The 22,650-nt window shown below is 58.2% G+C and carries 24 protein-coding genes and 2 tRNA genes; 8 read left to right on the forward strand and 18 right to left on the reverse strand.

The features are described 5' to 3' along the window. Positions 1 to 1,099: 1,099 nt before the first annotated feature. From ACR0L1_RS16355 to ACR0L1_RS16380, 6 genes are all read right to left on the reverse strand, one after another. Positions 1,100 to 1,174 (reverse strand) — tRNA-Phe (locus tag ACR0L1_RS16355). 79 nt (positions 1,175 to 1,253) lie between these two features. Beyond that, positions 1,254 to 1,436 (reverse strand): DNA gyrase inhibitor YacG, encoded by a 183-nt coding sequence (locus ACR0L1_RS16360; protein ID WP_170790804.1) that lies wholly within the window; start codon positions 1,434 to 1,436, stop codon positions 1,254 to 1,256. Next, positions 1,433 to 2,455 carry a ribonuclease E/G gene (locus ACR0L1_RS16365; RefSeq protein WP_480859874.1) on the reverse strand — a complete coding sequence of 341 codons (1,023 nt, stop codon included), beginning with the start codon at positions 2,453 to 2,455 and terminating at the stop codon, positions 1,433 to 1,435. The genes ACR0L1_RS16360 and ACR0L1_RS16365 overlap by 4 nt, the downstream gene beginning before the upstream one ends. Further along, a complete protein-coding gene (locus ACR0L1_RS16370) occupies positions 2,452 to 3,030 on the reverse strand; it encodes a Maf family protein (protein ID WP_480859876.1) in 579 nt (192 codons plus the stop codon). The genes ACR0L1_RS16365 and ACR0L1_RS16370 overlap by 4 nt, the downstream gene beginning before the upstream one ends. Before the next feature lie 11 nt (positions 3,031 to 3,041). Further along, positions 3,042 to 3,260 (reverse strand): translation initiation factor IF-1, encoded by a 219-nt coding sequence (gene infA / locus ACR0L1_RS16375; protein ID WP_005978431.1) that lies wholly within the window; start codon positions 3,258 to 3,260, stop codon positions 3,042 to 3,044. Between the two features lie 87 nt (positions 3,261 to 3,347). Beyond that, positions 3,348 to 4,226, reverse strand: a complete 879-nt coding sequence (locus ACR0L1_RS16380) for a carbon-nitrogen hydrolase family protein (RefSeq protein WP_480859877.1) — start codon at positions 4,224 to 4,226, stop codon at positions 3,348 to 3,350. Between the two features lie 138 nt (positions 4,227 to 4,364). Here ACR0L1_RS16380 and ACR0L1_RS16385 point away from each other — a divergent pair, with 138 nt between their 5' ends. Next, positions 4,365 to 4,580: a hypothetical protein gene (locus tag ACR0L1_RS16385; protein WP_480859879.1), complete on the forward strand. Its 216-nt coding sequence runs from the start codon at positions 4,365 to 4,367 to the stop codon at positions 4,578 to 4,580. Positions 4,581 to 4,595: 15 nt separating this feature from the next. On the opposite strand, the gene ACR0L1_RS16390 is transcribed toward ACR0L1_RS16385, so the two are convergent. From ACR0L1_RS16390 to ACR0L1_RS16435, 10 genes are all read right to left on the reverse strand, one after another. After that, the gene (locus ACR0L1_RS16390) at positions 4,596 to 5,195 is read right to left on the reverse strand and encodes a GNAT family N-acetyltransferase (protein WP_480504844.1); all 600 of its coding nucleotides are present in this window, start codon (positions 5,193 to 5,195) and stop codon (positions 4,596 to 4,598) included. Next, positions 5,188 to 5,586 (reverse strand): ketosteroid isomerase-related protein, encoded by a 399-nt coding sequence (locus tag ACR0L1_RS16395; protein ID WP_170774001.1) that lies wholly within the window; start codon positions 5,584 to 5,586, stop codon positions 5,188 to 5,190. The genes ACR0L1_RS16390 and ACR0L1_RS16395 overlap by 8 nt, the downstream gene beginning before the upstream one ends. A 2-nt stretch (positions 5,587 to 5,588) precedes the next feature. Further along, positions 5,589 to 6,041 carry an arsenate-mycothiol transferase ArsC gene (locus ACR0L1_RS16400; protein WP_170773999.1) on the reverse strand — a complete coding sequence of 151 codons (453 nt, stop codon included), beginning with the start codon at positions 6,039 to 6,041 and terminating at the stop codon, positions 5,589 to 5,591. 3 nt (positions 6,042 to 6,044) lie between these two features. Next, positions 6,045 to 6,524: a UPF0262 family protein gene (locus ACR0L1_RS16405; RefSeq protein WP_170773997.1), complete on the reverse strand. Its 480-nt coding sequence runs from the start codon at positions 6,522 to 6,524 to the stop codon at positions 6,045 to 6,047. 76 nt (positions 6,525 to 6,600) lie between these two features. Further along, positions 6,601 to 7,398 carry a glycosyltransferase family 32 protein gene (locus ACR0L1_RS16410; protein WP_480859882.1) on the reverse strand — a complete coding sequence of 266 codons (798 nt, stop codon included), beginning with the start codon at positions 7,396 to 7,398 and terminating at the stop codon, positions 6,601 to 6,603. Positions 7,399 to 7,433: 35 nt separating this feature from the next. Beyond that, entirely contained in the window at positions 7,434 to 8,735 is a 1,302-nt protein-coding gene (gene hisD, locus ACR0L1_RS16415) for a histidinol dehydrogenase (RefSeq protein ID WP_480859883.1), read from the reverse strand. 21 nt (positions 8,736 to 8,756) lie between these two features. Next, positions 8,757 to 9,227: a GNAT family N-acetyltransferase gene (locus ACR0L1_RS16420; RefSeq protein WP_480859885.1), complete on the reverse strand. Its 471-nt coding sequence runs from the start codon at positions 9,225 to 9,227 to the stop codon at positions 8,757 to 8,759. Positions 9,228 to 9,306: 79 nt separating this feature from the next. Further along, positions 9,307 to 9,783 (reverse strand): DUF2948 family protein, encoded by a 477-nt coding sequence (locus tag ACR0L1_RS16425; protein ID WP_170773990.1) that lies wholly within the window; start codon positions 9,781 to 9,783, stop codon positions 9,307 to 9,309. Then, entirely contained in the window at positions 9,780 to 11,048 is a 1,269-nt protein-coding gene (gene murA, locus ACR0L1_RS16430) for a UDP-N-acetylglucosamine 1-carboxyvinyltransferase (protein WP_480504856.1), read from the reverse strand. The genes ACR0L1_RS16425 and murA overlap by 4 nt, the downstream gene beginning before the upstream one ends. Before the next feature lie 6 nt (positions 11,049 to 11,054). Next, a complete protein-coding gene (locus tag ACR0L1_RS16435) occupies positions 11,055 to 11,210 on the reverse strand; it encodes a hypothetical protein (protein ID WP_480859887.1) in 156 nt (51 codons plus the stop codon). Positions 11,211 to 11,293: 83 nt separating this feature from the next. Here ACR0L1_RS16435 and ACR0L1_RS16440 point away from each other — a divergent pair. Further along, positions 11,294 to 11,368 (forward strand) — tRNA-Thr (locus ACR0L1_RS16440). A 183-nt stretch (positions 11,369 to 11,551) separates the two neighbouring features. Continuing rightward, positions 11,552 to 12,625, forward strand: coding sequence for an acyltransferase family protein (locus ACR0L1_RS16445; RefSeq protein WP_170790778.1), 1,074 nt, complete (start codon positions 11,552 to 11,554; stop codon positions 12,623 to 12,625). Between the two features lie 9 nt (positions 12,626 to 12,634). On the opposite strand, the gene ACR0L1_RS16450 is transcribed toward ACR0L1_RS16445, so the two are convergent. Both ACR0L1_RS16450 and ACR0L1_RS16455 read right to left on the reverse strand, forming a co-directional pair. Beyond that, a complete protein-coding gene (locus ACR0L1_RS16450) occupies positions 12,635 to 13,141 on the reverse strand; it encodes a hypothetical protein (RefSeq protein ID WP_480859889.1) in 507 nt (168 codons plus the stop codon). 595 nt (positions 13,142 to 13,736) lie between these two features. Next, positions 13,737 to 15,557: a BCCT family transporter gene (locus ACR0L1_RS16455; RefSeq protein ID WP_480859891.1), complete on the reverse strand. Its 1,821-nt coding sequence runs from the start codon at positions 15,555 to 15,557 to the stop codon at positions 13,737 to 13,739. Between the two features lie 546 nt (positions 15,558 to 16,103). On the opposite strand from ACR0L1_RS16455, the gene ACR0L1_RS16460 reads away from it, so the two are divergent. The 5 genes from ACR0L1_RS16460 (at position 16,104) to ACR0L1_RS16480 (ending at position 22,649) form a co-directional block, all read left to right on the forward strand. Beyond that, complete coding sequence (locus ACR0L1_RS16460) at positions 16,104 to 17,009, forward strand: LysR substrate-binding domain-containing protein (protein ID WP_170773978.1); 906 nt, start codon at positions 16,104 to 16,106, stop codon at positions 17,007 to 17,009. An 88-nt stretch (positions 17,010 to 17,097) separates the two neighbouring features. Beyond that, on the forward strand, positions 17,098 to 18,252 hold the full coding sequence (locus ACR0L1_RS16465; protein WP_480859893.1) for an aromatic ring-hydroxylating oxygenase subunit alpha: 1,155 nt from the start codon (positions 17,098 to 17,100) through the stop codon (positions 18,250 to 18,252). 47 nt (positions 18,253 to 18,299) lie between these two features. After that, positions 18,300 to 18,545, forward strand: coding sequence for a hypothetical protein (locus ACR0L1_RS16470; RefSeq protein ID WP_170773974.1), 246 nt, complete (start codon positions 18,300 to 18,302; stop codon positions 18,543 to 18,545). A gap of 106 nt (positions 18,546 to 18,651) precedes the next feature. After that, positions 18,652 to 21,072: a GcvT family protein gene (locus ACR0L1_RS16475; RefSeq protein ID WP_480859895.1), complete on the forward strand. Its 2,421-nt coding sequence runs from the start codon at positions 18,652 to 18,654 to the stop codon at positions 21,070 to 21,072. 104 nt (positions 21,073 to 21,176) lie between these two features. Further along, complete coding sequence (locus tag ACR0L1_RS16480; RefSeq protein WP_480859897.1) at positions 21,177 to 22,649, forward strand: flavin-containing monooxygenase; 1,473 nt, start codon at positions 21,177 to 21,179, stop codon at positions 22,647 to 22,649. Position 22,650 lies beyond the last annotated feature (1 nt).

Here is a 22,650-nt window from a genome sequence, read left to right on the forward strand (position 1 = left end):
CAAAGCTCTTAGCATTGTTGGTCCAAATTGGGCGTCGAAAGGTGGAGAAAACCCGCCTTCCAAAAAGGGATAAGGCAGAGGTCATATAATGGTCTCTGCCTCTTTACCGACAAGCCGACCTTGGCCCGCGGTTCAGCAAGAGCCCTGGGTACGCGAACGCCGTGCATGGAGGGGGCGGGCGGTGCGCCGCATGGAATCGGCTGGGTTTCGTAGAGCCACGTTCAACATATTGGGCCTCAAGTACATGATGGGTAGCTGCAATCTATCATTCAATGGCACTCGTGGGGTGGCATGCTGCACTCAATAACCCCCTCAAATCTAGTTCGAATAACCAGTTCGTGCTAAAATCACTACATACCACCCACCCGCAAATCGTCTCATCATGGCGAAAATGTGTCTATGAAAATCTGGAAAACTCACCGTTCACGAAGCGGAAACCGTCACGTTAACCGTTCTCCTTCTATGGACCAAAGTTACCCCGCGATCGAGCCTGGACCGGGAGAGCTTGCTCGTGGCTTGCAACTGGACCCGTCATTAGGGTGGGGTGTGCCATTTAGTAGGGGATTAGTAGGGAATGTAAGTCAAACGTTCTCTTGATTGGTGCGGCTCTGTCCAAGCTCGCCCGCATGGTCTGGAGCGTGCTGCGGCGCAGAAGACCATTCGATGCCCCAAGAGATGAGGTCATGGTCGGCATTTAGACGCCGCTCATGACCCAAAGGAGTTCGCGAATGAGAAACAGCATGGAACGGAAACCGCACGCTCCCAGAGTCTGAGAGCCCAGATGGCTACAACGGCCTGTCCGCTAATGAGACCACGGTGCCAGCGTAACCCCAATAAGGCCACGGCCCGCGTGCCGATCCAAAGGCCGGATACATATCAGCGACTTCCGAGCACGTGCAAAACCTTACTTGCGAACAGCAGCCGGTTCATACATTCGGGCTTAGAGCAGTGCTTCGCTGCGGTGTCCATCAATGTCTGCATACAAGAATACCAGGCGCAAAACTCGTCAGCTGTCACCCAAATTGTCACCCAAACGCGAAAACGTACCGCGGCGTATGCGTGTCAAGTTCATTAAGCATATGTTTTTATTTGATTTAAGTGGTGCCCGGGGGCGGAATCGAACCACCGACACGAGGATTTTCAATCCACTGCTCTACCCCTGAGCTACCCGGGCACGGGAACGGCGACTGCCGTTGGGTGGAGGCGTTCTATGACTTGCCACTGGCAGTGTCCAGAGCCTTTTTTACATTTTTTCAATGCGGACGCGAATGACCGGTTTCGTCGACTTCGGCATCCGCCTCAGCGTTCTCTTCACGTTGCGACGGCACCGCGTAAGAACCGTTCAGCCACTTGGCAAGATCGACATCCGCGCAGCGCTTCGAGCAAAACGGGCGGTACGTGGCAACAGTGTCTTCACCGCAGATCGGACAGCTCATTTCAACACCTCGCTCAGCGGCAGCCGGGCCCGTTTGCGCTGCAATTCGAAATGCCCTAACGGCGTCCAGCCTGCCAGTGTGGTTTCGATCGGGTCGGACTTGAAGGCGGCGCGCAGAGCGGACTCGAACCCTCGGCGGTCCTTCTTGGGCATTGGTGCCAGATCGAGCGTGATCTGCCCTCCTAAACCCCGCACACGCAAGGCGCGGGCCAGCGTTTTGGCGCAGGCGAAATTAGCCTTGGTTCCAGCTGCCAAGGATGTGTCAACGCCGGTATTGACGTCAACGGCGACCAGCGCGCGGGTGGGCTGGATGAACAGGTGCCCCCCGCCGGACAAAGGCTCAGAAATGCCGCGGGCCGTGTCCAATGCCTCCAGCACGCCATGGGTGCCGAAACTACCTGCGCGGGTTTCGACCTCGGCCGGGTCGGTCCAGTCGCGCCAGGCCAGAACATGAGGGCCGTCGCCTTCAAGCAGCAGTTCCGGCTCGGTTCCAGGGTCGTTCACCACTGCGTCCGCGTGGGCCAGCATGGCGCTGATATCTTCGGCAATTTCGCCCGCGTCCTCACCGGCGCAGCACGAGCGCAGGATCAGACCGTAATCGCTACCGTCCATCACCTCATGAGCGATCTCAAGCAGGCGGTCACGCTCGTCCTCATCCCGGATCGAGCGCGAGATGTTCAGGCCCGGCGCATCCGGAGTGACAATCGCGTAGCGACTTTTGAACAGAACACGGTCGGTCACAGGCAAGGCTTTGCCCGGTTCGGCATAGCCCGTCACCTGCACCAGCAGCAGCGCACCGGGGGCAAGCCCCTTGACCTGCCGCAGAAACGCGGGGCCGTTGGGCGTAGACAGGAACATGCCGCCCTGCCCTTTTACCGGCCGATCCGCGCGGGCGCGGTAGATCGTGCCCGGTGCAGGCGCATCGGCGGCGATCAGGAAATCATCCAGCTTGCCGTCGACCATCAGTGCCGCAGCCTCACGACCCTTGATATGATCCAGAACGATGGTGCGACCCTTCATGATGCCTCACGATACAGGGGATAGCCGATGCCTTGCAAAAGGGCGGCGGTTTCAGACAAGGGCAGGCCCACGATACCGGTGAACGATCCCGAAATCCACGGGATGAATGCGCCAGCGGGGCCTTGGATGGCGTAGGCGCCTGCTTTGCCCTGCCAGTCTCCGGTCGCCAGATAGGCATTGATCTCAACATCCGACAAGCGTTTGACCTTGACCTGTGAGACCACGTCGCGTTGCAGCACCCGATCCCCGCGTCGCACCGCGACCGAGGTGATAACCCGGTGGCGACGCCCGGACAGGGCGTGCAGAAACTCAGCCGCCTGGCTTGCGTTTTCGGGTTTGCCCAGAATACGACGGCCCAGCGCCACGGTGGTATCCGCACACAGCGTGATATCGTCGCCATCCGCTTGCACCGCCTGCACTTTTTCGCGCGTGATGCGGCTGCAATAGGGAACGGGCAGCTCGCCCTTCAGGGGCGTTTCGTTGATGTCCGGGGGGCGGATCGCATCGGGCTGCACGCCAAGCTGAGCCAACAGGTCCAGCCGCCTTGGGCTGCCCGATCCGAGGATAAACGCCATGAGATAGGGCGTTACTTGAAGCGATAGTTGATCCGACCCTTGGTCAGATCATAGGGGGTCATCTCGACCTGAACTTTGTCGCCAGCCAGAACACGGATGCGGTTCTTGCGCATCTTGCCTGCCGTATGTGCGATGATCTCATGGCCGTTTTCCAGCTCGACCCGAAACGTCGCATTAGGCAGGAGTTCCTTCACGACACCGGGAAATTCGAGCGTATCTTCCTTGGCCATGTTGTCTCCACATTTACGTTTCACTCGCAGAATCTGCGAGGATGTGCGCTTAAATGAGCCTATTTCGGGCTTATTTCAAGGCCGGAATCACGAAAGAGCAGAGATTGTGACCGATTCGACTCGGGGCGTTTGCTCATCCCAATGGGTTCGGTTCAGCACATGGCCATCGGCGCGGACCTCTGCAATGGCCGACAGATCGATATCGGCGTAAGTCCAGCCGGGCTGGTTCAACTGTCCTTCAGCCAATACGCCGGTGCCGGGGAACCCTTTGTCCGGCGGGCCGAAGATGCCACCGGTGCCTGTGTTCATATCCACGGCCTCGGACCACTCATTCTTACCAACCAGCGACGCCATGACCGTCACACACTGGTTTTCCAGCGCACGCGCCATCGCACCGATCCGCACCCGCCAATAGCCTGAGAGTGCCTCGGTGCATGAAGGTACAAGGATCAGATCCGCGTCATTGAGCGCGTGGCCCAGTAGGGGAAATTCGCTGTCATAGCAGATAAGAACGCCGATCTTGCCCAGCTTGGTGTCGAACAGTTTCAACGGGCCGCCGGGGGCGATATCCCAAGCCTCACGCTCGAACCGGGTCATGATTTGCTTGTCTTGGTGATCCTGCTGGCCATCGGGCGCATAAAGCGCGGCGCGGTTCACCGGGCGGCCCGGTCCATCCACAACCGGAGCGGACGCGCCCAGAATATAGGTGCCATATTCGCGCGCCAGCCGTTGATGCAGGGCCTGCGCATCTGCCATCCGGTCCGACACCGCGCGGATCGAACGTTCCAGATCGCCTGCCACATCGGCCCCGTCCAACGTCGACAGCTCCATCGCGCCATATTCAGGAAAGACCAGCAACTCGGCCCCCTGCCCGGCGGCCTCGCTGACCCAGCGGCTCAGCTTGTCCTCATATTGCGCCCAACTGTCGAGCCAGTCGAGGTCATAGGCGGCGGTTGCGACTTTCATGGGCTGCGTCCTTCAGCAATGGATTGGCGCGACCCTAGGACAGGATCGCGCGATATGTATAGACCCGACACAGGCCCGACGGGAAAGTGAATTGGCTTGCCGGCCCAGACTTGGTTCAATAGGGTCAGGAGGATCACCATGCAAAACCCCGAAAGCTTCGAAAAGTTCTATTTCACCAAGGTCGGTATGGGCGAGGCCTGCGGCTGCGCTGAGCGTGTCATTGACGTGTTCGAATTCAATCGCAAAGGCGGGGCACAGACAAAATCCGAGGTTCGACTGGAAAAACCCAAACGCCGGTCCTTTCGCGGATGGGCGGTGAAGTACGGCCTTCTCAGCCGCAAACAGACACGCTGAGACCGAAAGGCGCAGCTACGCGTTCAGATCCCTGATCCAGAACTGCAACGGTTTCTGCGTCTCGCCGTCTTCTCCTATATCCTTCCACGAAAACTGCGCCACGACACCGGGTAGGGGTTCATACCCGCGTGCCCGCCAGAACGCATCCAAAGGCCTATAGCTTTCTGGTCGCATCGGATGGTCGACAGGGCGCTGCACGCTGCAAAAGGCGCATTTCGCAAAACCCAAAGCGCGGGCATGAGCTTCGCGCTGGTCGAAGAATTTGTGACCAACACCCTGCCCCCGGTAGTGAGGCAGCAGAACGGATTCGGCGCAGTAGAAAACATCCGACAGATCCACACCTGACCCGTCAAAAGCCGCAGCAAAATCTTCGGCATGATCGGCCAGAGGCGCACCGGTTGAGGCCCCGATCAGACGGTCGCCGTCAAAGGCCCCTACCACGATGGATCGGGCACTGTCGCGGTAGGCTTGCAGGTATTTCCGCTCATAGCCCAGATCCCCATCATAGAGATAGGGCCATGCGTGAAACACATTGATGCGCAACCGGGCCACATCGTCCAGAGCGGCCTCAAGCGCCGCTCCGGTCAGGGGGCGGACGTCTGTGACCTCAGCCACAGGACACCTGTTTGGTCCAGTCGGCCAGGTTGTAAAAGGTGGTCACGCGAGTGATCTTGCCGTCTTTCAAATCAAAGAAAGACCCAGCGGGAAGGCGGTAGGTCTGACCATGCGCCTCGGGCAGGCCCTCATCGGTTTCCAGATAGGTGCCGTTCACGATGAACTCGGCCGCAGCCCGGGTGCCGCCTTGGGCGTCGAACACCACGATGTCGGTCAGGTTTTCACGGTAGCAGCGGTTCATGTGGGCGCAGAAGGCGGCGAATTTCTCTTTGCCGACGCGAATCTGGCCTTCGTTCACATGGTGGGCCACGTCGTCGGACAGGCAGGCCAGCATACCATCAACGTCACCTGCGTTGAAGGCTTTGAAATAGGTTTCGACGGTCTGGTTCATGGTCACTCCGTTGGTTCGCCCCAGCGGTCCTTCAGATGTTTGATGATCTGATCGCGGGTCTGTCGGTAGTGCGTTAGCTTGTCTTCACGACTTTCGCCCAGTCCGGTAGGGTCCATTATTGGCCAATAATCGACATCCAGATGAAAAATACGGGTCAAATCCAACGCTCGCCTTTGGCTGGCGGGTGACAACGCCACGATCAGGTCGAACGAGCTGAGGTCATCGCCCCATTCCTGCATCTCGTCGAAGGAACGCGACCTGTGTCGCGAAAGCTCAACGCCGATTTCCTGGCAGACGGCGACGCAGAAACCGTCGATCTCCAGATCGTTATGGACACCGGCAGATTGCACATAGGTACCGGTGCCGTAGAACTTTTTCATGATGCCTTCGGCCATCGGAGACCGAACCGAGTTGTGGTCGCAACAGAACAGAATCGACTGCGGCAAAGGCGTCACCCGTCACCCCCCGAAATGCAGCACGCAGATCAGCGTGAACAGGCGGCGGGCGGTGTCGGTGTCAATTTCGGCCTTGCCTTCCAGCCTCTCTTGCAGGACCCGGCTGCCTTCGTTGTGAATGCCCCGCCGCGCCATATCGATGGTTTCGATCTGACTGGGTGGCAGCGATTTCACCGCGTCGAAATAGCTTTCGCATATCTGGAAATAGTCTTTTACCACCTGCTTGAACGGGCCCAGCGACAGGTGGAATTCGGCGGCTTTTTCCTCGGTCTCGGTGGCGATATCGAAAACCAGCCGTTTGTCCCGGATGGACAGTTGCAGATGATAGGGGCCGTCAGGCACCACGCGATCGTCGCGCGCGGGCAGCGCAAAGGAGTTCTCCTCCAGCAGATCATAGATCGCGACCTTGCGCTCCTGCTCGATCTCGGGCGTCGGCGGGGGCAGGTTTCGGTCATCCAGTTCTATGTGCGAAATGCGGGTCATGCGTACGTGGTCCATTCAGGTCGGGTCAGACTTATCGCAAGAAAATTGAATGAGCAACGCGGCCCTGTGGCTTTTGTCACAGCGGATACAGGGACGGGTCAATCGCATGTTTGCGCAACAAGGTGTCGACCAAAGATCCGGAATTGATCTCCCGGTCCTTGAATATCTTTCGAAACCACGACCCAAAGAAATGGATGGACATTTTGCTTTGCCAATCCAGAAATTCCAGCTTGGACATATCAGGCTCGTTCCACAGACCGCGATGCCGGAGTGGAACGGCGTAAAGCTCGACTCTCGGCAAGCTCATGTCATGCTCTGGCGTCCCATAAAGGCTGTGGAAAAACAGCGGCGGCCCAAGCGTTGACAAAGGCAGGCTCCAGTAGGTGGATTGCCCGTAAATGTCCCGATAGGCGTGCTTTCTGTCATCCGACCACCAGAACGGCACGAGGTCGCTGTCGAAAGCGAAATCGCACATCTTCTTCAAAGCCGGGCTGTCGCTGGGCAGAGCCACAACCCCGTTCATCATCCGCTGCCGTGCCAGATTGGCTTTGGGAAACAAATACCCCTCACGGGTCTCGAACGGCCGAACAGCATAGGCATCCGCGTCCACCCAGATGTAGTCGGTCTGCTGCATCAGTTTCAAGCGAAACAGATCGGCGTGGACTGCGACCGAGCGCATGATCGGGTCGCGGTAGATCTCGGGTGTGTCAAAGATCTCCCGCGCATCCCGGGCCTCGATATAGTCCGGGATATCCTCGAGATCGCCGTAGTGATAGACGATGGGCGTCTGGTCCACATCCGCGAAGGATTTAAGGCACAGGTGCTCGAGAAAGCTGAACCGTTTGCCGATCCACAAGGTTGCTACGTGTTCCAAACTGCCCTCCACCTGATATCTGTTGGTTTGCGCCTTTAGTCGTTCAGACGATCCAGCCGGGCCGTGACGGACAGGCCATGAGCTTCAAGGCTTTCAGACCGCGCCAGTTGCGCCGCAGCAGGACCGATGGCGCGCAGCGCAGCGGGGGTCATCTGGGACAGCGTGGTGCGTTTGAGGAAATCCATCACGCTCAGCCCCGAAGAAAACCGCGCCGAGCGCGCGGTGGGCAGCACGTGATTGGGGCCGCCAACATAGTCGCCGATGGCCTCGGGCGTGTATTGGCCCAGAAAGATGGCGCCTGCGTGGACGGTTTTTGCGCTCAGCGCCACAGGGTCGGCAATGCAGAGTTCAAGATGCTCTGGGGCGATACGGTTCGACAGCGCGGCGGCCTCATCCAGATCGCGCGCGGTGATCACTGCGCCAAAATCGCGCCAGCTTGCGCCTGCGATGGCGCGGCGCTCGAGCGTCTCAAGGCGCTTGTCCACGGCAGCGGCAACCGACCGACCGAAAGCTGCATCATCAGTGATCAGGATCGACTGCGCACTTTCGTCATGTTCCGCCTGACTCAGCAAATCAAGCGCGATCCAATCGGGGTCGTTGTCCTTATCGGCGATCACCAGAATTTCGGAGGGGCCCGCGATCATGTCGATACCCACCTTGCCAAACACCCGCCTCTTTGCCGCGGCGACAAAGGCATTGCCCGGACCTGTAATCTTGTCCACCGGGTCGATGCTGTCCGTACCATAGGCAAGCGCGGCAATCGCTTGTGCCCCACCCACGCGATAGATCGTATCCACACCCGACAACTGCGCGGCCAGCAGAACTAAGGGGTTCACCACCCCATCCGGCGTGGGCACGGCAATCGCCAGACGCTCAACCCCCGCCACTTTGGCCGGAATCGCATTCATCAAGACCGACGAAGGGTACGAGGCCAACCCACCCGGCACATAAAGCCCCGCCGCCGACACGGCCGACCAACGCCAGCCCAGCGTGGCCCCGGCCTCATCCGTCCATTCGTGATCGGCGGGCATTTGCTTTTCGTGATAGGCCCGGATGCGCGCCGCAGCCAGTTCCAGCGCGGCGCGATCCTCATCCGTGACCTCAGCCACTGCCGCCGCGATCTCATCAGCCGAAAACGCCAAAGTACCAGGGGTCAGTTCCAGCCGGTCGAATTTGGCCGTCAGCTCGATCACCGCCGCATCGCCGCGCGCGCGCACGTCCTGAATGATCTCGGCCACAACCGCATCCACGTCGGGGCTGTCTTCGCGCTTGGCCGACAACAGCGCGGCAAAGGCGGTTTCGAAATCGGTCGAGCTTGTCTCAAGGAAAACTGGCATCGTCTTGCACTCCGGGGCGTTTCATCGGGACATATCGCCCGAGGGGAAGGGCCTCAACCCTTCGTCGGTCGGGTGCAGCGATTTGCGCATCGGATATTGCAGGACGCCCTGCCATTCTTCGGCCTCACCCCCATCCCTCCAGCCAAACCGGCGATAGAATTCCCGTGCCGTCGCAGTGGCATAAACATGTGCCACCGCACACCCTTGATCGACCAGTTCACTTTCCAGCCGGATCAACAGGGCTAATCCGACACCACGCCGCACATAGGCTGGATCGACATAGAGCAGCGACACTTCCGAACGGTTGTGCAGCCCGCCGACCCCGGCCACCTGCCCGTCAATCTCGGCCAGCCAAAGCTGCGCGCCGGATTGTATCCAGCGTCGGATCGTCTGAGGGTCCTTGTTGGCCGTCCAGGCCGCCAGCAGCGCGGGCTGCTTGTGATGGTCTGCCGCACAAAGATAGGTGATCGAGCGGATCAGAGCGCGGCTCATCTGGAACACATCGAACACGGTCGCACGGCGCAGGACCAGGCCTGTGGAAGGCCCGGAAAACGCCTGCGCTATGCCCCGTTTATTCCGGATGATGCGGCGCCTGCCCAGACGGTGCCTGATAGGGCCGCGTGACGTCCTTGAGGGACACATCCACAGCTTCGACCAGCAATCGGATCGCACCATCCCCGGCCAGAGTCAGCACCACGCGGCCTGCCCCATCTTCGCCGGGCTCAAAATCAATCGACAAGAGGGACATCACCATGTCCTTGTCGCTGCGGTCGATCCCTTGACTTGCAACCGACAGCACCGAGTCGAACACCAGCACCGACTGTACCCGCTCAAACGGGCGGTCGCGCAGGGTGGCGGCGTCTTTGTCCTCCCACCGAAAGCGGTTCAGCAGCAGGCCAAAGCGGCGTTGGGATGGCCGCCATGTCATCTCGGTTATTGGAAACACCGCGTCCTGTGTCAGGGTCGAGATCACCTGCAGGTCATCTGCATCCTCGGCACCAAGATTCAGCGGGGCCTCGCGCCCGTCATGGAAACTTGCGTCTGTCATTGGCCTTTGATCCGTTCAATCTTTGCACCTACGCCTTCCAGCTTGCGCACCACATGTTCATAGCCACGATCCAGATGATAGACCCGGCTAACCGTCGTCTCACCTTCGGCCGCCAGCCCGGCCAGAATCAGCGAGACCGAGGCCCGCAGATCGGTCGCCATCACAGGCGCGCCTTTCAAACGTTCGACGCCCGCTACCGTGGCCGTGCCGCCATGTACCTCGATATTGGCCCCCATTCGTACCAGTTCAGGGGCGTGCATAAAGCGATTCTCAAAGATACGCTCTTCAAGAACGGACACACCTTCGGCAGTACACATCAGCGCCATCATTTGCGCCTGTAAATCCGTGGGGAAACCAGGGAAGGGTTCCGTGACCACATCCACCGACCGAACACGCCCGTTCTTGCGCGCGACCATCAGACCATTTGCGGTTTCCGTCACGCTGACACCCGCTGCTTCCAGCTTTTCGGCAAAGGACGCGATCAGCGACATCCGCCCGCCCAGCAACTCGACCTCACCGCCGCAGATCGCCGGGGCCAGCATATAAGTGCCCAGTTCGATCCGGTCAGTGACAACCTGATGGGTCGCGCCGTGCAAACGGTCGACGCCCTGAATTTCGATGGTCGAGCTCCCCTCGCCTGAAATCTGCGCGCCCATCTTGCGCAGGCATTCGACCAGATCGACGATCTCGGGCTCGCGCGCTGCGTTTTTCAGGACGGTAGTACCTTTGGCCAGCGTGGCCGCCATCACAATGTTCTCAGTCGCCCCGACCGAAGCAAAACGCATCTCATGCACCGCGCCTTTCAACCCACCGGGGGCCTTGGCGTGCAGGTACCCGTCTTTCAGTTCGATCTCGGCGCCTAGCGCTTCAAGCCCTTCCACATGCAGATCCATCGGGCGCGCACCGATCGCACAGCCACCGGGCAGCGACACGACCGCCTGCCCGAACCGCGCCAGCAAAGGCCCCAGCACAAGGTTCGAGGCCCGCATCTTGCGCACGATGTCATAATCCGCCGTCTGACTGGTCAGATCATGGCTGGACATGGCAATCACCTGCCCGTCCTGCAACGACGACACCTCGGCCCCCAGCGATTGCAGTAGGGCGGTCATGGTCTTGATATCGCTCAAACGCGGCGCGTTGGTCAGCGTCAGCGGTTCATCGCTGAGCAGCGTTGCGGGCATCAGCGTCAAACACGCGTTTTTAGCCCCTGCAATCGGGATCTGACCGTTTAGCGGCCCGTTACCCGTTACCAGAATCGAATCCATTTGCTCTTATCCCTCGTCCTTATCGGCCTTGCTCCCAGCGACCGCCCGCGCCTTGGCCTGCGCCTTGCGCCGCGCCATGTTTGCCTTCAGCGCGGCCTTCAGCCGCTCTTCGCGCGCATCACTGGGTTTGCCTTGTTTTTTTGGTGAATTTTTTTCCGTCATGATCTTTCTCTACAGGAGGCGAAAAAAACCGTCCAGACACCCTTGCGCCGCGTTTCGTTTGAGTCTAATCACCCGCCCACAGCGCTGCTGTAGCTCAGAGGTAGAGCACTCCCTTGGTAAGGGAGAGGTCGAGAGTTCAATTCTCTCCAGCAGCACCATTCCCAAATTACTGATTTTCAATACTCGTCTCGCTGCTGCGGCGCCGCTGGCCAATTGCCCTCGGCACCAACAGTGTTGACTCGGCCCAACGCGGCATGGGACCCTTCGCCATTGTGTTCATAAGCTTCCCATTTCAGGTGGCATTTCTCTGTAACCTTGTGTGCAGGTTCGGGAGTTAAAGAGTGACTGATATTCGTTCGGACAATAGCAACGCGGCCCCAACGCAATCATTGGCAGGGCGCTTGGGCTGGATTGATGCGGTAAAAGGCCTGACGATCATTTTCGTGGTTCTACACCATTCTATCGCCGGGTTCCGGTTCGACCCGACCTTCCCCGAATGGATCAGAACCTTCAACTACAGCCTCGATCCCGTGCGCATGCCCCTGTTCTTTCTGGTAGCCGGGCTGTTTGCCAAAAAGGCTATCGACGGCCCCGCAGACAAGTTCATCCGCGGCAAGGTGATCTATTTCCTCTATTTCTACCTTCTGTGGTCCATGATCATCTTCACCTTTCGGTTTGGACTGAACGCTATTACCAATTCGACCACCTATTGGTGGGAAATCCTGATAATCCCCTGGGACCCGCTGCCGACGATCTGGTTTCTCTACGCCCTCATGCTGTCTTTCGTAATATTGCGCCTGCTGCGCGGCGTTCCCCCGGTCTATATTGTCGGGTTTGCGGCCATCATACAGGCGCAGTTCCTGCTGAATGTCTGGCCCGAAGGCGTGGTCGTCATCGCCGATAAACTGGCCAAGCTGTTCGTCTATTTCGCGATCGGAGTATATGCGTCTGAATGGATCAGATCTTCGGCGGTCAAGGCGCGCGCGCTACCGGTGATCGCATTGTGGATCGGGTTCCTCGGGCTCAGCATCGCTGCGCTGTCGGGAGGATTCGAGAAACTTCCTCTGGTCTACTTTTCCCTATCGGCCCTGTCCGCCTCGGCAATCATTGGAACGGTAGTTCTGGCCTCGAACGCGGGTAAGGCCAAGTGGTTGGTTACAATCGGAAGTTTCAGCCTGTATATCTACCTCACCCATTTCCTTCCCGTGGCAGGGACGCGCATCATTCTATCCAAAATTTTGGGTATTACCGAGCCGCTGGTGGTGATCCCGCTTTCAGTTCTGGCGGCGCTAGTGTTCGGAATCGTCTTCTGTAAAGTGCTGACAGGATCAAGACTCCAATGGCTGATCAAAGTGCCCGATCGAGTGTTGAACCGCACGCTTTCTCTGCCGTTCGGAACCGCAACCCGGACCTGAAGAACCAGTCTAGTTCAGGCGCCCGGATGCGGCCAAAGCACCGGCCAGAGCGCTCTCGATCTCTTTGGGAAAGTCACGGCCTTTCTTTTGCAGTCCTGCCGCGACCCAGCCCACCATATGGCCTCGTGCACCAATGCCATTTGCGCGCACTTCGGTCGGGCAGGTCTGTTCCTTCTGAACCAGGGACATCGCTTTTTCGACCTCGTGATCGGACAAAACCATTTTGACAGCGCTGATGATATCCATCGACATCTGAAGAGTCTGATGTTCCATCCTGTGCGCCGCGCCCGACAAAAGCCGGGTACAAAAGGCCGATAGGAAATACCAACGAAAGATCGAAAACACCCGATCCTGGAACTCGGTCGGGTGCTCTTGGGTGACCCTCGCTGTCTGTGCAATCCGTTCGAAAGCTGCCTCAGCCGCCTGAGAGGCTCGGCAAATCTGTGCCTCGCGCGACGTCACAGACGCAGCGATCAAAGCAGACGGGACAGCGGTACCAGCGGTTCCTAAGTTCATAATCGTCCTCCAGCTCTAACTCCTGCTGAAGACATGGGTACATCCAAAAACATTCGATTGTGATTTTTCGCCAAAAATTCCCTAAAGTGTTAAATGACTGTCTTCACGAAAATGTCACAGAAAGACATTTAACGCAAACATTAGCTGCATCAGACGTCGGTCAATTCCCACCAAGTAGATTTCATGTCGCACAACAAATTAAGGCAAATCTGCAATTTGTTTCCAAATTGGCTCTTAGAATGGACATGTTCTGACAATAGTTCTGCCCATTTCGCCGGATACTGATGATCAATCCCGCAATTCAGTTGACCAGTATTGTTGTAACGAGGGGGTACGAGCGGGAATAGGGGGTGAGCGCCTGCCAAGCCCGACTCGCCCAAGGGCAGGCCAGCTCCCCCCGCATGCAGATCTTTCACCAGTTTCAGAAACCGTCTAAAAAGCTGCACCACAGAGGTCGCTGCTTTGCCAGATCGCCTGTCAACGACAGGCACATCCGCCTGTTTCGTTCCACTTTTTCACGACCTTGAGTGAGGTCGTGACATGAAAAACGCCGCCCCAATTTGGGGCGGCGCCTCTTACCTTGAGCAATGGAGGCTTATTCAGCCGCCTGCGCCACCTCGCTCTTGTCGCGCAGACCGTCGCGGAACAATGCCTTGGCCAGCGCCACCATCATCAGCCCCATCACCATGGTGAAGGGCAACGCGCCGATGATCATTGCGTTGCGCAGCGCATCCAGCGGGTTGTTGTCACCAGCCGCCAGGATCAGCGTACCGATCACAGCCGTCAGGATTAGGCCCCAGATGATACGGTGCTTAATGCCAGTCTCTTGGCTGCCGCCCGACATGATCGTGTTCATAACCAGAATACCCGAGTCCGCAGAGGTCACCAGGAAGGTCATGATCAGGATCACGCACATCACGTTCAGCATCGACAGCAGACCGCCGTCAATCATGTAGGACAAGGTCACAAACAGCTTGTTGGTATTCGACGCACCGATGATCGCGCCTTCCGCTGCACCAGCCAATTCCAGATCAATCGCGGTACCACCCAGAACGGTCATCCATGCAAAGCACACCAGCGCCGGTGCGAACACACAGCCCAGGATGAACTCACGCACCGAGCGACCCTTTGAGATGCGCGCCAGGAACAGGCCCACGAAGGGCGAGAAGGCGATCCACCAAGCCCAGTAGAACGTGGTCCAGCCGGCTTGCCAGCCGAACTGACGGCCCTGCTCGCCTGCAGCATAGGCTGCGGCCAGCGTCGCTTCGTCCAGCTCAGCCGCTGCGCCTTCCAGACCGCTCTTGAAGCCGTCAAAGCTGCCCCAAGCATTCGTCGCACCACCCATCAGCGCATCCGCATGGGCCTGCGCCTCGGCCGGCAAGGCCGCTGCAAAAGCTTCAGCTGAAAGCGGGCCATAGGCACCAAAGCTCAGCGATACGAAGTGCAGGATATAGTCGACCATTGCCGTACCATAGGTGGTCATCGCGAAGACAAACGAGCCAAACACAACGAACGTACCCAGCAGGATGATCGACAGAACAAGGTTCAGGTTCGACAGATATTTAACGCCCCGGCCGACACCCGACACCGCCGAGATGATCGACAGCCCCATGATGACAGCCAGACCCGAGATCAGACCCACTTTCGATGGTGTCGGAACCTCGCCGCCCAAGTCCATAATCCATTCCATACCAGTAATTGCGTACAGCCCATCGATGAACTGGCTTACGCCAAACCCGATCGTCACCGACACACCCAAGATGGTCGCGACCACGCCCAGCACGTCAACCACGTGACCCAAGAAGCCGTTCATCAGCTTGCCGAACAGCGGCGTCAGCGCCGCGCGGATGGTCAATGGCATGTTGCGTGTATACGCGTAGTAGGCCAAAGATAGGCCGGTCACCACATAGATTGCCCAGGCGTGGAAACCATAATGCAGATAGGTGTAGCGATAAGCCGACTGCACAGCATCTGGCACGTTACCCGGGACTTCGCCCGCAACCACAACGGGGTTCGAACCCCACAGGCCCAGAGGCTCGGCTGTGGCGAACACCATCAGACCCACACCCAGACCGGCGCCAAACATCATCGAGAACCACGAGAAATTCGAGAACTCGGGCTTTTCGCCTGGCTGACCCATTACGCGCTTGCCCGTCGAAGGAAGAATCGCAATGACCGCCAGGAAGAAGAAAAACAAGCCAACGATGATGATGTAGAAGCTGTTGAACACTTCCAAGATTTGAGAGTTCCAGCTGCCCAGAGTGCTGTTGGCATTGGCCGGGAACACCAAAGCCCACAGCACCAGCGCAACCATGATGCCTTTACTGATTAGCGCAATCGGTACGCTGTTGTTTTCATAAAAACCGCTATCCGCCGTTTTTATGTCCAAGTCCGTAAACGGGTCCTTTATCGACATCTACTTCCTCCGTGTTGTCGTTCGTTTTTGGGGAAAGCTACCGCGACCGGCGCGCTTCCCCCAGAGATTTCGCAATTATGTGATAAATGAACTTTCCAGATCGGACGTGCCGCACGCTTTCCACCAATCGCCACCTGTTGATCCGACAATTCGATCTGCGTTGTGTGGAACAAGTCGCAGATCGCTATTGACCTGTGGTTTAATCTGGCAATCGGGGGTGAGGCTATGCCAATCCATCAGTTTCCCTTTCGGCCATTTTCCGAATGTCAGCATTCGCTGTTGTTTTTTCGCCCGCCTGTCTGAGCCCCGTTGAAGAACACTCGAAACCGTGTGCATGACCCAATAAATTTGGTGAATGCGACTATAGCGTGCCCCGTGCGGGACATTAGACAGAACCGACATTTTTGTCGTTTTTGGCGACATCCACCGAAATCGTGACCGTAAAATTCATCTAATTGGCGAGGCAATCTGGCATTCAACCCCAAATAAACTAATACTCGATTGAAATGATCTAACGCGACCACGAAAGCTGATTCTTAAGCCAACATGTCCAGACGCCACTATAACCTTCCGCCCCTTACCACCTTATCCGCCTTCGAAGCCGCCGCACGGCATCTCAGCTTCAAAAACGCAGCTGAAGAATTGTCTGTCACCCCAGGGGCGGTCAGCCATCAGATCAAAGCGCTCGAGGGGGACTTGAACGCCGTCCTTTTCCAACGCAAGCATCGGGGTGTGGATCTGACAGAAGACGGAAAAGCCCTGTTTGAGACTCTGTCGTCGTCCTTTACCAAAATCTCCAAGACACTGGCGACAATCCGGGACCAGGCCGCAATCGGCAAGGTGACCGTTGGATCAACAACGGCCGTTGCTGCATTATGGCTTTCTCCAGCAGTGATCCGGTTTTGGCGCGAAAAGCCTGAGATAAATGTCGACCAACTATCGCAGGACCGGCCTTTTCGCGACAGGCCCGATATTGATTTCTTCATCCGTTATGGTCGTGACAGCGATCAAAGCCTCTCACACACCCCCTTGTTTCGCGACCACCTTGTGCCCGTAGCCAGCCCGGACATAGCCGAACGCCTGGTTGACGCATCACTGGAAGACCTCGCCGCCGAGCGCTTGATCCATTTGGACTCAGATGATCGCAGCTGGACCACATGGCCGGAATGGTTCCATCAAATGGGTCACAATGGTGCGATCCCAATCGACTCGCGCGTGAACAGCTACTCGGTTGCGTTGCAATTGGCCCGCAAGGGGGCTGGTCTGGCGCTGGGTTGGCGACGGCTGATCCAACCGATGCTGCAATCGGGTAAATTGGTCATCATCGGCCCTCATAGGTTGACCGCACCCAACCAATTCTACCTTGTTGGGCGCCCCGACAACGAGTTGTCAGAGAGCGCTCGCGCACTGAAGAACTGGATCTTGCAAGAGGTAGAGGACGGCTCGGTTTAGATCAGATAACTCTCTGATGAGGTTTTCTGATATTGAGACGCCCGCACGCCTTCCCCAATACAGTTAAAACCAATCTTAGGAGAGCCCGATGAACAAGCATAGCCCTCTGTCCTCCGTTCTGGCCGACGTGAATATCGCCAACGGTCTGCCGAATGAACACTATGTCGACCCTGCAGTTTTTGCCGAGGAACGGAAATCGGTTCTTTATGCGAATTGGTCCGGGGTTGGCTTCGGTAAGGACGTACCCGAGGAGGGTGATGCCAAACCTGTGGACTTTCTGGGCATGCCCCTGCTGATCGTACGCGATCGCGACGGCGAAATCAGCGTATTTCAGAACACCTGCCGTCACCGCGGCATGATCCTGGTGGACACTCCTCGCAAGATCGGAGGCGCGATCCGCTGCCCCTATCACAGCTGGTGCTACAGCCTGAAGGGTGAGCTGCGCGCAACCCCTCATGTAGGCGGACCCGGTCACAACACCCATGAAGACGTTGACCGCAGTGATCTGGGACTGGTCCGCGTGCGGTCCTACGTCTGGCGCGATGTGATCTTTGTGAACGTCGACGGCAACGCCCCAGCGTTCGAAGACGCCCACGCCGCTCTTCTTGAGCGCTGGAAGGAGTTCGACCAGCCCGTGCATCACGGCGGCGAGACGTCCTCGTTCAAGCTTGAGGTCAAGACAAACTGGAAGCTGGCGGTCGAGAACTATTGCGAAAGCTATCACCTGCCGTGGGTTCATCCCGGTCTGAACAGCTATTCCCGGTTGGAAGATCACTACAACATCGAAGCACGCGGGCACTATTCCGGTCAGGGCACGTTGGTTTATCGCCAACTCACCGATCAGGATGGGGCAACTTTCGAAGATTTTCCGGGCCTCAGCGACAAATGGGACGAGGGTGCCGAATATATCGCTCTTTATCCCAATGTACTGCTGGGCGTGCAGCGCGACCACGCTTTTGCCATCGTGTTAGAACCTGTCGATCAGGAAAACACCGTCGAACACATTGAACTGTACTACGCAAAAAGCATTGAAGATACGCCGCAGCATGACGGGTTGCGCGCCTCGAACGCGCAGCTTTGGAAGACGGTATTCGAAGAGGATGTCTTTGTTGTAGAAGGCATGCAAAAGGGTCGCCATGGTGTTCTGTTTGACGGCGGACGGTTCTCGCCCGCGATGGACGGACCGACGCATAATTTCCACCATTGGGTCGCAACGCAGATCGAAAACGGTCGCGCGGATTGAAACTGCGGACCGGTCGGTTTTCAATGGCCGGTCCCGACGGAGGTTCGATGGACAAGTCCAAGCTGGATCACCTGCTGCTCGAGGCCCATGCTCGCGATGATCACGACGCGCTGATCCGCTATTACACCTTGGCTGCAGACGAACGCGAGGCCGCGCGGGATACCGACGCGGCCTGTTTCTATCTGACCCATGCGTTTGTTTTTGCGCTGGAATCCGGCGCGCCCGAGGCAGATACCCTGAACGCAAGACTGGCCGCCCATGGGCGCGCGCACCGGTTGGATTTTTCGGATTAGCCTCAGGTTAAACCTGCTCAACCCAGATTGAAATTATTCTCCGTTGTCCGCGCGACGTCCTTGGTGACAGAAAGCGCAAAGAACCCAACTTGGATATGGCAGGCACATGAGAACGAATGCACAGGCAGTGGTGATTGGTGGCGGGGTGATCGGATGCTCGATCCTCTATCATCTGACCAAACTCGGATGGTCGGATGTCGTCCTGTTGGAACGGGATGAGTTGACCTCGGGCTCAACGTGGCACGCGGCGGCGAACATCCACGGGCTGCATGACAGCACAAATATCAGCCGCATTCAGCACTATACAATGAACCTTTATAATGCATTGGAAGCCGAAACGGGCCAAAGCTGCGGCGTGTTCCAGCCCGGCTCGCTGTATCTGGCGCAGACCGAAGAGCGCGAACATCAACTTCGCCTGCAGGCCGCAAAGGCCAAGCTCTATGGCATGAACTTCTATGAGATCAGCATTGAAGAGGCCCAACGCCTGAACCCGCTGGTCAATTACGATGGTATCCGCTGCGTAATGTTCGAACCTGATGGTGGCAATGTGGACCCGTCGGGCGTAACCAATGCATATGCGGTGGGTGCGCGTCAGCGCGGTGCGGAGATCCACCGTTTCACCCCCGTTACCGCGACCGAGCAGCAAGAAGATGGCAGCTGGATCGTGCGCACGCCCAAGGGCGACATCAAAACCCCTTGGGTGGTGAATGCCGCTGGCCTGTGGGGTCGTGAGGTCGCCAAACTGGCTGGGATCGAACTGCCACTGCAACCAACCGAGCACCAGTATTTCGTCACCGAATCCATGCCGGATGTGCAGGCACATGGCACACGCCTGCCCTCAGTCTCGGACCGGGATGGCGAGTACTATTTGCGTCAGGAAGGCAACGGTTTGCTGGTCGGGGCCTATGAGAAAGACATGAAGTTTTGGGCCGAGGACGGCACGCCGTTGGACTTCGCCCATGACCTGTTCCCCGATGATCTGGAGCGGATCGAAGAGAACATGATGAACGCCATCGAGCGCCTTCCCGCCGTGGGCGAAGCCGGGATCAAGCGCGTCATCAACGGCCCGATGATCTGGTCTCCGGATTCGAATGTCTTGATGGGGCCGGTGCCCGAGGTTGATGGCTATTTCTGCTGCAACGGCATCCTCCCCGGCTTTTCGCAATCCGGTGGCATGGGCCTTATGGCCGCGCAGTGGATCATCGAAGGCGAAACCCAATACGACATGTTCGCCTGGGACATGGCCCGCTTTGACACCTGGGCGACAAAGGAATTCACTAAAGCCAAGGTGCGCGACCAATACGCCCACCGTTTTGCGATCCACTTCCCGAACGAGGAGCGCAGCGCAGGCCGCCCTGCCCGCGTGCGCCCGATCTACGAAACCCAAAAGGCCATGGGTGCGGTCTTTGGCCTGAATTTCGGGTGGGAGCATCCGCTTTGGTTCGCGGATGAGTCGGGCACGGTGGATACCAACGGCTTTACCCGCCAGAACTGGTGGGCCCCTGTGGGCGAAGAATGCAAGATGCTGCGCGAGCGTGCGGGCATCATCGATATCTCGAACTTTGCCAAATACATCTGCAAAGGCCCCGGCGCGGCGGATTGGCTGAACGCAGTCTTTGCCAACACTATGCCAAAGGCGGTTGGCCGCTCTTGCCTGACACCTCTGATCTCGAAACGCGGCGGGATTGCAGGCGACTTTACTGTCACCCGCGTGGCCGAGGACGAATTCTGGATCATCGGCTCGGGTATGGCCGAGCGGTATCACAAACGCTTTTTCAAGCAGGTTCCACTGCCCGAAGGCACCACATTCGAAAGCCACACCGAAGCGATTTGCGGCTTTAACGTCGCCGGTCCGAAATCACGTGAGATCCTGCACCGCTTGACCGACACCTCGCTGGCAACCGAGGATTTCCCGTTCATGCGTTCGGCGATGATCGAGCTTGCAGGCGTCGAAGTTCTTGCCCTGCGCGTGTCCTTCACCGGTGACCTGGGGTGGGAGTTGCATTGCAAGACCGAAGATCAGGCGCAGCTTTATGAGGCGCTGCTGGAAGCGGGCAAAGCCTTCGGCGCAGGTCCCGTTGGCAGCCGCGCGCTGATGTCGCTGCGGGTGGAAAAGGGCTATGGCTCGTGGAGCCGCGAATACAGCCCCGAATACTGGCCGCACGAGGTTGGGCTGGACCGTCTGTGCAAGTTCGACAAGGGTTTCCTGAACAAAGGGGCCGCGCAAAAGGTGCTTGAAAACCCCGCCCGAGAACGGCTGGTTCTTCTGCATCTGGATGAGGCCGACGTGACCGCGTCCAACGCCGACGCGACCGGCGGTGAGCCGATCTTCAAAGACGGTGAAGGCATCGGTCGTGTAACGTCCGGCACTTACGGCTACACGGTCGGAATGTCGCTGGCGCTTGGGTATGTCAAAAACGCCCAGCCCGGCGATGAGGTCGAGGTGATGGTGCTGGGTCGACCGCACAAGGCCACTATCTTGAAAGAGCCCCCGTTCGACGCAAAAGGTGAGAAACTGCGCGCCTGATCAAACCGTGATCCGCCCCTGACCTAACGAGACCCTATCCACGCGCCCCACCCTGCCTATATCCTGAAACAACCATCTGGATCGTTTTGGGAGGGGCGGGGCGCGTGGAACATAAAACCGATATGCTGATCGTCGGCGCCGGGTTCTCGGGGCTGATTATGGCGATTGAGGCCCGCAAGCGCGGGATCACCGATATCACGATCCTTGAAAAAGCGAGCGATATCGGCGGCACATGGCGGGAAAACACCTATCCCGGCGTCGCGTGCGATGTGCCTTCGCATCTTTATTCCATGGCCACGCACCTGAACCCGGACTGGAGCCGCGCCTATGCGGGTGGGGCCGAAATTCAAGCCTATTTGCGCAAGGTCGCGCAGAATGAAGGTTTGTACGACCTTTGCCAGTTCCAGCAGAAACTGAAAACCGCCCGGTGGGATGGCAGCCATTGGCGGGTTGAAACCGAAGGCGGGGACATCTGGTCCGCGCGCATTTTGGTCTCGGCCATCGGCGCGCTGCATGTGCCCAGCATCCCCGATATTCCCGGCGCAGACAGTTTTCCTGGCCCCAGCTTTCATTCTGCCCGATGGAATCACGAAGTACCTTTGTCGGGTAAACGGATCGCGGTGATTGGTACCGGGGCCTCGGCGGTTCAATTCGTGCCCGAGATTGCGAAAATGGCCGGGCAGGTCACCATCTACCAGCGCAGCGCGCCTTATGTTCTGCCCCGACCAGACGGCCCCATCGCGCCATGGGTGCGCAGGTTGTACCAGCGCATGCCCTTGTTGCCGAAACTACGGCGAAAGCTGATCTACATGGTGTTCGAATACCGCCACCGTGTTTTTCGCCGCGAAAAGGGAGCCGTCAATTTCGCCATGAAGATGTGGCGCACCGCGCTTGAAAAAGCCATCACTGACCCGGCCGAGCGCGAAAAGCTGACCCCCGCCTATCAGATCGGCTGCAAGCGCATCCTCAGCTCGAACGATTGGTACCCCACCCTTGCGCGCGACAACGTTACGGTGGTGCCGCATCGCGTGACCAAAATCGAGGGCGACCAGATCACCGCCGCCGATGGGTCACAGGCGCAGGCTGATATATTGATCTGGGGCACGGGGTTTCACGTCACCGATATGGTCGATTATCTGAACATCTCCGGCGCGGATGGGCTGAGCCTGCGCGACGCCTGGGGCGAGGGGATGCAGGCCAATCTGGGGACTGCGATTGCCGGATTCCCGAACTTCTTCATACTGCTTGGGCCGCATACCGGGCTGGGGCATAACTCGGTCGTTCTGATGATCGAAGCGCAAGTCCGCCATATTGGCCGCGTTCTGGACGAGATGCAGCGCGGTGGTCTGCATGCAATCACCCCTGACGCTTCCAGACAGGCCGCCTTTGAACAAGAGATGCAGGCCCGACACACAGACAGTGTCTGGCAGACGGGCGGCTGCGCTTCGTGGTATCAGGATGCCGAGGGGCGCAACACAACCCTCTGGCCCGGCACCGTGTCTGAATTTGAAAAGCGTATGGCCCAATCGGGTCTGGAGCATTACCAACCCCTCAAATCCCAAAGCGGAGACCATTGAG

The organism is Ruegeria sp. J8, from assembly GCF_056531925.1.